This is a genomic window from Sodalis sp. (in: enterobacteria) (assembly GCF_047607725.1).
Classification (GTDB): Bacteria; Pseudomonadota; Gammaproteobacteria; order Enterobacterales; family Enterobacteriaceae; genus JBLKSS01.
The window spans coordinates 1-11,334 of the sequence record NZ_JBLKSS010000153.1; the positions used below are offsets into that span (position 1 = coordinate 1).

Sequence of the window (11,334 nt, forward strand, 5' to 3'; positions counted from 1 at the left end):
CACTCAAACCGGGATGGAAATAAAAGTTATTAAAATCAATATAATGTGAAAATGCAATGAGCATAAGCGTGTAACGTAGGTTTACTGTCTCATACAACAAACCCACCAATAATTCAAGACGTCCTCCACGGGGCGCTTACGAATTAACCGCTGGCTCGCGCTTTTAAATCCGCCGTGGTGTGATTTTGTGCACAGTTTTACAGGCGATAATTGGTGAAGCGTTGGAAAGTTTTGAATGTTATGATTCCCGCGTTTTTGCGGTAAAAAAATGAAATCTGCATTCTTTAAATTATTATTCACCTTTTCGCTACTTATCGATTGAATTCGTAGTACTGACCCGTATAATTTGCACGTTTTTCACCGCTTAACTGATCGGATCGCGGCAAAGGCAGTTTTATACACACTCAGCCGGAGTTGAGCGGGTAGGGAGAGTATCAAAGTCATGACCTTAGCCCTTTACAGCGGTAAAGTCGCTGGAAAGCTACTGTTTGCCCAGTTGATGACTTTGGTGCTGTTCAGCGTTCTGTTCGCTCTGCAAAGCTCCCGCGCCGCCGCATCAGCTGCGGGGGGCGGGCTGGTCGCCTGGTTGCCGAATGTCGTGTTCATGCTGTACGCATGCCGTCATCAGGCCCAGGCCGCGGTCTCGGGTCGCATCGCCTGGTCGTTCGCCATCGGCGAGGGGCTGAAAATAGCGGCGACCATCGCCTTGCTGGTCGTCGCGCTTGGGATGTTCAAGGCCGCGTTTGTCCCATTGGGCCTGACCTATTTATCGGTGCTGATTGTGCAGATATTGGCACCGGCCGTAATTAACAACAAAGGGTAAGAGGCATCATGTCTGCATCAGGAGAAATCGCTACTCCACAGGAATACATAGGCCACCACCTGAACAACCTTCAGTTGGACCTGCGTACGTTTGAACTGGTTAATCCCCACTCGGCGGCGTCTTTCTGGGTCCTGAATATTGATTCCATGTTCTTCTCGCTGCTGCTGGGCGCGATTTTCCTGCTGATATTTGGCCGCGTCGCCAAAGGCGCCACCAGCGGCGTGCCCGGAAAAATGCAGACCTTCGTCGAGCTGGTGGTCGGCTTTGTCGACGGCAGCGTGCGGGATATGTTCCACGGTAAAAGCAAACTCATTGCTCCGCTGGCGTTGACCATCTTCGTCTGGGTCTTTTTGATGAACATGATGGATTTGCTGCCCATCGATTTGCTGCCCTATCTCGGCGAGCACGTGCTGGGCTTGCCGGCGCTGCGCGTGGTGCCGTCGGCTGACGTTAACATTACGCTGTCGATGGCGCTCGGCGTGTTTATCCTCATCCTGTATTACAGCGTGACGATGAAAGGGATCGGCGGCTTCGTTAAAGAGCTTACCCTACAGCCGTTCAATCACCCGATTTTCATTCCGGTCAACCTGATTCTCGAAGGCGTCAGCCTGCTGTCCAAGCCGGTGTCGCTGGGCCTTCGGTTGTTTGGCAACATGTATGCAGGTGAGTTGATCTTCATCCTGATTGCCGGTCTGTTACCATGGTGGTCGCAATGGATTCTGAATGTGCCCTGGGCCATTTTCCATATCCTGATTATTACGCTGCAAGCCTTTATCTTCATGGTCCTGACGATTGTCTATCTCTCGATGATGTTTGAAGGACATTGATTTTTATAACTTTAATACTGCGTTTAACTGAAACAAACTGGAGACTGTCATGGAAAACCTGAATATGGATCTGCTGTACATGGCTGCCGCTGTGATGATGGGTCTGGCGGCAATCGGTGCTGCGATCGGTATCGGCATCCTGGGTGGTAAATTTTTGGAAGGCGCCGCGCGTCAGCCTGATCTGATCCCTCTGCTGCGCACGCAGTTCTTTATCGTTATGGGTCTGGTTGACGCCATCCCCATGATCGCCGTGGGCCTGGGCCTGTACGTGATGTTCGCCGTAGCCTAGTGTTAAACGCCAAGCTAACCAACATCGAACCGTTAACTTTACAAGAGGCATTGTGTTGTGAATCTTAACGCAACAATCCTCGGCCAGGCCATCGCGTTTGTCCTGTTTGTGCTGTTCTGCATGAAGTATGTGTGGCCGCCGTTAATGGCCGCCATCGAGAAGCGTCAGAAAGAAATTGCTGACGGTCTGGCTTCCGCGGAACGCGCAAAAAAAGATCTGGACATCGCTCAGGCCGAAGCAACCGATCATTTGAAGCAAGCGAAGGTGGAAGCCCAGGCGATCATCGAACAGGCCAACAAGCGTAAAGCGCAAGTGGTTGATGAAGCCAAAGCTGAAGCGGAAGCGGAACGCAACAAAATCCTGGCGCAGGCGCAAGCGGAAATTAACGCCGAACGCAAACGCGCCCGCGAGGAGTTGCGCAAGCAGGTAGCTATGCTGGCTTTGGCGGGTGCCGAGAAGGTCATCGAACGTTCCGTGGATGAAGCTGCCAACAGCGACATCGTCGATAAAATTGTCGCTGAACTGTAAGGAGGGAGGGGCCGATGTCTGAACTGGTAACTGTAGCTCGCCCCTACGCCAAAGCGGCTTTTGACTTTGCTGTCGAGCACCAGGACGTGGCGCACTGGCAGTCGATGCTGGCGTTCTCCGCCGAGGTGAGCCGCAATGAGCGGATAGCCGAACTGCTTTCGGGCGCCGTTGCGCCCGAAAAGCTGGCGCAAACGTTTATCGCGGTCTGTGGCGAGGAGCTTGATGCCTCCGGTCAGAACCTGATTCGGGTCATGGCGGAAAATGGGCGTCTGGCGGTTCTGCCCGACGTGCTGGAACAGTTCATTCTTCTGCGCGCGGCGCAGGAGGCGACTATGGAAGTGGATGTCATTTCCGCCAGTGCGTTGAAAGAAGAGCAACTGGCAAAAATTAGCGCCACGATGGAGCAACGTCTGTCACGCAAAGTTAAGCTGATTTGCAAAATTGATAAGTCTGTCGTGGCCGGTGTCGTGATACGCGCGGGCGATATGGTGATAGACGGCAGCGTACGCGGTCGTCTGGAGCGCCTGGCAGACGTCTTGCAGTCTTAAGGGGACTGGAGCATGCAACTGAATTCCACCGAAATCAGCGAACTGATCAAGCAGCGCATTGCTCAGTTCAATGTAGTGAGCGAAGCTCACAATGAAGGTACCATCGTTTCCGTCAGCGACGGGATCATCCGCGTACACGGCCTTGCCGAAGTCATGCAGGGTGAAATGATCGCGCTGCCAGGCAACCGTTTCGCCATCGCCCTGAACCTGGAACGCGACTCCGTCGGCGCCGTGGTCATGGGGCCGTATGCGGATCTGGCCGAAGGCATGAAAGTCAAGTGCACCGGGCGTATTCTGGAAGTGCCGGTCGGCCGTGGCCTGCTTGGCCGCGTGGTCAATACCCTGGGGGCGCCTATCGACGGTAAAGGCCCGCTGGAGCACGACGGCTTCTCCGCCGTTGAAGCCATTGCGCCGGGCGTTATCGAACGTCAGTCGGTCGATGAACCGGTGCAGACCGGTTATAAGTCCGTCGACGCCATGATTCCTATCGGCCGCGGTCAGCGCGAGCTGATTATCGGCGACCGTCAGACCGGGAAATCGGCGCTGGCCATCGACGCCATCATCAACCAGCGCGACAGCGGCATCAAATGTATCTATGTCGCCATCGGCCAGAAAGCGTCCACTATCGCCAACGTGGTACGTAAGCTGGAAGAGCACGGCGCGCTGGCGAACACCATCGTGGTGGCCGCCACCGCATCTGAATCCGCCGCATTGCAGTATCTGGCGCCGTATGCCGGTTGCGCCATGGGCGAATACTTCCGCGATCGCGGCGAAGACGCGCTGATCATTTATGATGATCTCTCCAAGCAGGCCGTGGCGTATCGCCAAATCTCCCTGCTGCTCCGTCGTCCGCCCGGCCGTGAAGCCTATCCCGGCGACGTATTCTACCTACATTCCCGTTTGCTGGAGCGCGCTTCCCGCGTTAACGCGGAATACGTTGAAAACTACACCAAGGGCGAAGTGAAGGGTAAGACCGGTTCGTTAACCACGCTGCCTATCATCGAAACCCAGGCCGGTGACGTTTCCGCCTTCGTACCAACCAACGTGATTTCCATCACCGATGGTCAGATCTTCCTGGAATCGAACCTGTTCAACGCCGGTATCCGTCCCGCCGTTAACCCGGGGATCTCGGTTTCCCGCGTCGGCGGCGCCGCCCAGACCAAGATCATGAAAAAACTGTCCGGCGGTATCCGTACCGCGCTGGCGCAGTATCGTGAATTGGCCGCTTTCTCCCAGTTCGCCTCCGATCTGGATGACGCTACCCGCAAACAGCTGAATCACGGTCAGAAAGTGACCGAACTGCTGAAGCAGAAACAGTATGCGCCGATGTCGGTCGCCCAGCAGGCGCTGGTGCTGTTCGCAGCGGAACACGGTTATCTGGAAGATGTCGAGCTGGCGAAAATCAGCGATTTTGAAGCCGCGCTAATGGCCTACGTGGACCGCGAGCAGGACGAATTGATGCAACAAATCAACCAGACTGGCGCTTATAACGATGATATCGAAGGCAAGCTGAAAGGTATTCTCGATACCTTCAAGGCAACCCAGTCCTTGTAACGCGCTATGGCCTGCTCCGGCAGGCCATAAAGCAATGAGGAGAAGCAGAAATGGCCGGCGAAAAAGAGATACGTAGTAAGATTGCAAGCGTCCAGAATACGCAAAAGATCACCAAAGCGATGGAAATGGTCGCTGCCTCCAAAATGCGTAAAACTCAGGAATGCATGGCGTCCAGCCGTCCTTATGCAGAAACGATGCGCAAAGTGATTGGTCACCTTGCACTGGGTAATCTGGAATACAAACACCCCTATCTGGACGAGCGCGACGTGAAGCGCGTGGGTTACCTGGTGGTGGCAACCGACCGCGGTCTGGCGGGCGGCCTGAACATTAATTTGTTCAAAAAGCTGCTGGCGGACATGAAAGAGTGGAACGGGAAATGCGTGGAAACCGAACTGGCGCTGATTGGCTCCAAGGCGGTGTCTTTCTTCAATTCGGTCGGGAGCAAAGTAGTTGCTCAGGTGACGGGCATGGGGGACAACCCCACGCTGTCTGAATTGATCGGGCCGGTAAAGGTTATGCTGCAGGCCTATGACGAAGGCCGCCTGGACAAGCTCTATATTGTCAGCAACAAATTTGTCAATACCATGTCCCAGGTGCCGCAGATTCTGCAAATCCTGCCTCTGCCGCCAGCGGAAGAAGCGGATTTGAAAACCAAATCCTGGGATTATCTGTATGAACCCGATCCCAAAACGCTGCTGGATACCCTGCTGCGTCGTTATGTGGAATCGCAGGTTTATCAGGGCGTCGTTGAAAACCTGGCCAGCGAACAGGCCGCGCGTATGGTAGCGATGAAAGCCGCAACGGACAACGGCGGCAGCCTGATTAAAGAGCTGCAACTTGTTTACAATAAGGCTCGACAGACCAGCATCACTCAGGAACTCACCGAAATCGTCTCGGGAGCCGCCGCGGTTTAGGTTTAGGTTACGAATTACGTAGAGGATTCAAGATGGCTACTGGAAATGTTATCCAGGTTATCGGCGCCGTGGTCGACGTCGAGTTCCCGCAAGACGCCGTACCCAAGGTGTACAACGCGCTTGAAGTGGAAAACGGCGCCGCGAAATTGGTGCTGGAAGTAGAACAACAGCTGGGTGGCGGCGTCGTCCGCTGCATCGCGATGGGCTCCTCCGACGGTTTGCGTCGCGGCCTGAAAGTGACCGATCTCGAGCGCGCGATTGAAGTGCCGGTGGGTAAAGCTACCCTGGGCCGCATCATGAACGTGCTGGGCGAGCCGGTCGACATGAAGGGCGATATCGTCGAGGAAGAACGCTGGTCCATTCACCGTCCGGCGCCGAGCTATGAAGAGCTGGCCAGTTCCCAGGATTTGCTGGAAACCGGTATCAAGGTTATCGACCTGATGTGTCCGTTCGCCAAGGGCGGTAAAGTCGGCCTGTTCGGCGGCGCCGGCGTGGGCAAGACCGTAAACATGATGGAGCTTATTCGCAACATCGCTATCGAACACTCCGGTTACTCCGTGTTCGCCGGCGTGGGTGAACGTACCCGTGAAGGTAACGACTTCTATCATGAAATGACCGACTCCAACGTTATCGATAAGGTTTCGCTGGTGTATGGCCAGATGAATGAGCCGCCGGGCAACCGTCTGCGCGTGGCGCTGACCGGCCTGACCATGGCGGAGAAGTTCCGTGATGAAGGCCGTGACGTTCTGCTGTTCATCGACAACATCTACCGTTATACCCTGGCCGGGACCGAAGTGTCCGCGCTGCTTGGCCGTATGCCGTCCGCGGTAGGCTACCAGCCGACGCTGGCGGAAGAAATGGGCGTATTGCAGGAACGTATCACTTCCACAAAAACCGGGTCTATCACCTCGGTGCAGGCGGTATATGTCCCCGCGGATGACTTGACCGACCCGTCGCCGGCGACCACCTTCGCCCACCTTGACGCGACCGTGGTTCTGAGCCGTCAAATCGCCTCTCTGGGTATTTACCCGGCGGTTGACCCGCTTGACTCCACCAGCCGTCAGCTGGATCCGTTAGTGGTAGGCCAGGAGCATTATGATGTGGCGCGCGGCGTGCAGTCCATTCTGCAGCGCTATCAGGAGCTGAAGGACATCATCGCTATCCTCGGGATGGACGAGCTGTCCGAAGATGACAAGCTGGTGGTATCGCGTGCGCGTAAGATCCAGCGCTTCCTGTCCCAGCCGTTCTTCGTGGCGGAGGTGTTCACCGGCTCCTCCGGCAAGTACGTGGCGCTGAAAGACACGATCCGTGGCTTCAAGGGCATCATGGACGGTGAATACGATCATCTGCCGGAACAGGCGTTCTACATGGTGGGTTCCATTGACGAAGCCGTGGAAAAAGGCAAGAAACTGTAACGCCTTGAGAGGAGGGTGATATGGCTGCAAAAACTTACCATCTGGATGTGGTCAGCGCCGAAAAACAGATGTTTTCCGGGCTGGTTGAGAAAATCCAGGTGACGGGTAGCGAAGGCGAACTGGGGATTTTCCCCGGCCACGCGCCGCTGCTCACCGCCATTAAGCACGGTATGGTGCGTATCGTTAAAGAGCACGGCAACGAAGAGTATATCTACTTGTCCGGTGGTGTACTCGAAGTGCAGCCCAGCACGATTACCGTACTGGTCGATACCGCCATTCGCGGCAAGGATCTTGACGAAGCTAGGGCGATGGAGTCTAAACGCAAGGCGGAAGAGCATATCAATAACTCCCACGGTGATATTGATTATGCTCAGGCGTCGGCCGAGCTCTCCAAAGCGCTGGCGAAACTGTGGGTCATCGAACTGACCAAAAAAGCGATGTAATCAAGTGTGAATCATGAAAGGCCGGTCGCGATGACCGGCTTTTTTTTTGTCTTTAATTAAGTCGCGGAAAAATCACCGGCCCATAGGGGCAATTTCACGTCCGCGCCGCTGAAAAAAACGTCAGTTACGCCGCCATTTTCCTTTCTGGCAACACAATCGTGACAAATAGCCTTAGCGCCAGGCGGCTACGCCCTGTAAAGTGTTTTTCATGCCAAAATATGTAGTAATCCCGCCTGCGAACGGGTTTACTTTCGTCTGATAAACAGAATTCCACAGGATGGTTATGTCGAATCGAGCATTAAGCGTGGTTGTCCTTGCCGCCGGAAAGGGAAGTCGAATGTTTTCCGCCTTGCCGAAAGTGCTGCATCCCCTGGCCGGTAAAGCTATGGTGCAACACGTCATTGATGCCGCAACCCAGTTGGGCGCGGCGCGCATCCATCTGGTCTACGGTCACGGAGGCGAATTGCTGCGTGAACGGCTTGCCCGCCAGGATGCACCCCTGAACTGGGTGCTGCAGGCCGAGCAGCGCGGCACCGGCCATGCCGTGCAGCAGACGCTGGCGGACCTGCGCGACGAGGAAGATGTCCTGATCCTGTACGGCGATGTCCCACTTATTTCTCCCGACACGTTGCAGCGGCTGCTGACGGCACGGCCGGAGGGAGGTATTGGCCTACTGACGGTAACGCTGGACAACCCCGAGGGCTATGGCCGTATCGTGCGCGCCGACGGCGAGGTGGCCAGTATCGTCGAGCAGAAAGACGCCAGCGAACAGCAGCGGCAGATAAAGGAAATCAACACCGGTATTCTGGTTGCCGGCGGCGGCGATTTAAAACGCTGGCTGGGGCAGTTAACCAACCATAACGCGCAGGGCGAGTTCTATCTGACGTACATTATCGCCATGGCCTGGAATGAAGGCCGTAAAATCAATACGGTGCAGCCTTCGCGGTATAGCGAAGTTGAAGGGGTGAATAACCGGCTGCAGCTTGCGCGTCTGGAGCGGCTTTTTCAGCAAGAGCAGGCGGAGCGTCTCCTGCTGGCCGGTGTGATGCTGTTCGATCCTGACCGTTTCGATCTGCGCGGTGAATTGCGCCACGGGCAGGATGTGTCTATTGATACTAATGTCATTCTTGAAGGGCAGGTAACGCTGGGCGACCGGGTGATTATCGGCACCGGCTGCGTCCTGAAAAATGCGGTCATCGGTGATGATGTGGTCATCAGCCCTTATATCGTTATCGAAGACGCCCGCGTGGCGGCGCGCAGTACTCTCGGCCCTTTCGCCCGCCTGCGCCCCGGCAGTGAGCTGGAGGAAGGCGCGCACGTGGGCAATTTTGTCGAGATGAAACAGGCCCGCCTGGGCAAAGGGTCGAAAGCCGGCCATCTCAGCTACCTTGGGGACGCCGAGATAGGGGCACAGGTCAATATCGGCGCCGGTACCATCACCTGCAATTATGATGGCGCCAACAAGCATAAAACCGTTATCGGCGACGATGTCTTCGTCGGTTCCGATAGCCAACTGGTAGCGCCGGTAACCATTGGCCGCGGTGCCACCATCGGCGCCGGCACGACCGTCACGTGCGATGTGGCCGACGGAGAAATGGTCATCAGCCGGATCCGTCAGTTTCCCATTGCCAACTGGACGCGGCCGGTGAAGAAAAAATGAGGATGCGGCCGCCCTTAGCGGGTGGTTTTGTCCGCCGCGCTACCCTAAAGCGGCCGGCAAGACCCGGGGCGTGTAGCGGCGCCGCACCGGTCGGATTTGGTGCTAGCTCATAACGGCGATTGCAGCCGTTTAATCAGGAATAACCGAGATGTGTGGAATAGTAGGTGCGGTTGCGCAGCGTGATATTGCCGAGATCCTGTTGGAGGGATTACGTCGTCTTGAGTATCGTGGATATGATTCCGCCGGCCTGGCGGTGGTGGACAATAACGGCCATCTGCAACGCCTGCGCCGGGTGGGTAAAGTCAGCGCCCTGACCGAGGCGGCGCAGGCGCACCCGCTCTCCGGTGGCACCTGTATCGCCCATACCCGCTGGGCGACTCACGGCGAGCCGACGGAAAATAACGCGCATCCCCACGTCTCGGGACACATCGTGGTCGTCCATAACGGCATCATCGAAAATCATGAACCGCTGCGCGAGCTGCTACGTGAACGCGGCTATACGTTCGTTACACAAACCGACACTGAAGTGATCGCGCATTTGGCGCATTGGGAACAGCGCCAGCAGGGCGGCGCGCTCTTTGAGGTGATGCAGCGGGTCGTAGGCGCGCTGCGCGGCGCCTACGGTACGGTCATTATGGATAGCCGCGATCCCAGCGTGCTGGTGGCGGCACGCTCCGGCAGTCCGGTGGTGATTGGCCGCGGCGTCGGCGAGAACTTTCTGGCCTCCGATCAACTGGCACTGCTGCCCGTCACCCGCCGCTTTATGTTCCTCGAAGAGGGCGACATCGCCGAAATTACCCGCCGTACCGTTCGGGTATGGGACCAGGCCGGCGAGAGCGTGGCGCGGCCCGAAATTGAATCCCAGGTAAAATACAACGCTGGCGATAAAGGGCTGTACCGCCACTATATGCAAAAGGAAATTTTTGAGCAGCCGCAGGCGATCAAAAACACGCTGGAAGGTCGCTTCAGCCATGGAGAGGTAACGCTGTCGGAATTGGGCGATGGCGCCGATGCGTTACTATGCCAGGTGCAGCACGTGCAGATTATTGCCTGCGGCACCTCCTACCACTCCGCCATGGTCTCCCGCTATTGGTTCGAGGCCCTGGCCGGCGTGCCCTGCGATGTGGAAATCGCCTCCGAGTTCCGCTATCGCAAACCCGTGGTGCGCCCCTGCAGTTTACTGATAACCCTCTCCCAGTCCGGCGAGACTGCTGATACTCTGGCGGCGCTGCGGTTGACCAAAGCCCTCGGCTATTTGGGTTCGCTTGCCATCTGTAATGTCGCCTGCTCCTCGCTGGTGCGCGAATCGGATATGGCGCTGATGACCCGGGCCGGCACCGAAATCGGCGTAGCCTCCACCAAAGCGTTCACTACCCAGCTGACGGTGCTGTTGATGCTGGTGGCGCGTATCGGCCGCCTGCGCGGTATGGACCAGGGGATAGAAGAAGATATCGTTCATGCTCTGCAGGCGCTGCCGAGCCGCATCGAGCAGATGCTGTCGCTGGATAAGCCCATTGAAACGCTGGCCGAAGGCTTCTCCGGTAAACATCACGCGCTGTTTTTAGGCCGCGGCGATCTTTACCCTATCGCCATGGAAGGGGCGCTGAAGCTGAAAGAAATCTCTTATATTCACGCTGAAGCCTATGCCGCGGGAGAACTGAAACATGGCCCGCTGGCGCTCATCGATGCCGATATGCCGGTGATCGTCATCGCCCCCAACAATGAATTGTTGGAAAAACTGAAATCCAATATCGAAGAAGTTCGCGCCCGTGGGGGATTGCTGTATGTTTTCGCGGAGCAGGATGCCGGTTTTACCGCCAGCGAAAATATGAAAATTATCCCGCTGCCGCACGTGGAGCAGATTGTGGCGCCCATTTTCTACACCGTGCCGATGCAATTGCTGGCCTATCACATCGCCCTGATTAAAGGGACTGACGTCGATCAGCCGCGTAATCTGGCTAAATCGGTAACGGTGGAATAACCTTATTGCGGGTGTCGTCGTCGGGCCAGCGCGCGCCGACGGTGCCCGCTGTCAAAGACGGTGATGGTTTCCAACGGAGTGCGGGTAGATTGCCGTCGGCCCCGCCATTGCCGCATTTCGGCGAAAACACAGCATAAAGAGATCCCAAGACGCTATCGCTATCCCCGCAGCGAGAGCGGATGGCGCCGGCGCGGGCGGTGAAACAGGCTTAAAAGGTAAGCGTACGCCCAGCGCCGTCTGTTAATTCCCCATCAAGTTATTGAAGATGATGTCCATTATTTTTTTAATGGGCGCAATTCATGAAACAAACCCCACCAAAACCCTCAAGACGTCGTCCCAATTTCCCGCTGGA

Annotated in this window: 11 protein-coding genes; all 11 read left to right on the forward strand. The window is 56.3% G+C overall.

What is annotated here, in order from left to right; translation table 11 throughout:
* Window positions 1-442 precede the first annotated feature (442 nt).
* The 11 genes from atpI to glmS all read left to right on the forward strand — a co-directional run bounded on the left by atpI (window position 443) and on the right by glmS (window position 10,982).
* Window positions 443-823 carry a F0F1 ATP synthase subunit I gene (gene atpI, locus ACMX3H_RS13790; RefSeq protein ID WP_415211238.1) on the forward strand — a complete coding sequence of 127 codons (381 nt, stop codon included), beginning with the start codon at window positions 443-445 and terminating at the stop codon, window positions 821-823.
* Window positions 824-831: 8 nt separating this feature from the next.
* Window positions 832-1,650, forward strand: coding sequence for a F0F1 ATP synthase subunit A (atpB, locus tag ACMX3H_RS13795; RefSeq protein ID WP_415211239.1), 819 nt, complete (start codon window positions 832-834; stop codon window positions 1,648-1,650).
* 49 nt (window positions 1,651-1,699) lie between these two features.
* Window positions 1,700-1,939, forward strand: a complete 240-nt coding sequence (atpE, locus tag ACMX3H_RS13800; RefSeq protein ID WP_000429386.1) for a F0F1 ATP synthase subunit C — start codon at window positions 1,700-1,702, stop codon at window positions 1,937-1,939.
* A 57-nt stretch (window positions 1,940-1,996) separates the two neighbouring features.
* Window positions 1,997-2,467 carry a F0F1 ATP synthase subunit B gene (gene atpF, locus ACMX3H_RS13805; protein ID WP_415211240.1) on the forward strand — a complete coding sequence of 157 codons (471 nt, stop codon included), beginning with the start codon at window positions 1,997-1,999 and terminating at the stop codon, window positions 2,465-2,467.
* Window positions 2,468-2,481: 14 nt separating this feature from the next.
* Window positions 2,482-3,015: a F0F1 ATP synthase subunit delta gene (gene atpH / locus ACMX3H_RS13810; RefSeq protein WP_415211241.1), complete on the forward strand. Its 534-nt coding sequence runs from the start codon at window positions 2,482-2,484 to the stop codon at window positions 3,013-3,015.
* 12 nt (window positions 3,016-3,027) lie between these two features.
* Complete coding sequence (gene atpA / locus ACMX3H_RS13815) at window positions 3,028-4,569, forward strand: F0F1 ATP synthase subunit alpha (RefSeq protein ID WP_415211242.1); 1,542 nt, start codon at window positions 3,028-3,030, stop codon at window positions 4,567-4,569.
* Window positions 4,570-4,619: 50 nt separating this feature from the next.
* Window positions 4,620-5,483 (forward strand): F0F1 ATP synthase subunit gamma, encoded by an 864-nt coding sequence (gene atpG / locus ACMX3H_RS13820; RefSeq protein WP_415211243.1) that lies wholly within the window; start codon window positions 4,620-4,622, stop codon window positions 5,481-5,483.
* 32 nt (window positions 5,484-5,515) lie between these two features.
* Window positions 5,516-6,898, forward strand: a complete 1,383-nt coding sequence (gene atpD / locus ACMX3H_RS13825) for a F0F1 ATP synthase subunit beta (protein ID WP_415211244.1) — start codon at window positions 5,516-5,518, stop codon at window positions 6,896-6,898.
* Between the two features lie 20 nt (window positions 6,899-6,918).
* Entirely contained in the window at window positions 6,919-7,341 is a 423-nt protein-coding gene (locus tag ACMX3H_RS13830) for a F0F1 ATP synthase subunit epsilon (RefSeq protein WP_415211245.1), read from the forward strand.
* Between the two features lie 283 nt (window positions 7,342-7,624).
* Complete coding sequence (gene glmU, locus ACMX3H_RS13835) at window positions 7,625-9,001, forward strand: bifunctional UDP-N-acetylglucosamine diphosphorylase/glucosamine-1-phosphate N-acetyltransferase GlmU (protein ID WP_415211246.1); 1,377 nt, start codon at window positions 7,625-7,627, stop codon at window positions 8,999-9,001.
* Window positions 9,002-9,149: 148 nt separating this feature from the next.
* Complete coding sequence (glmS, locus tag ACMX3H_RS13840; RefSeq protein ID WP_415211247.1) at window positions 9,150-10,982, forward strand: glutamine--fructose-6-phosphate transaminase (isomerizing); 1,833 nt, start codon at window positions 9,150-9,152, stop codon at window positions 10,980-10,982.
* Window positions 10,983-11,334: the final 352 nt, after the last annotated feature.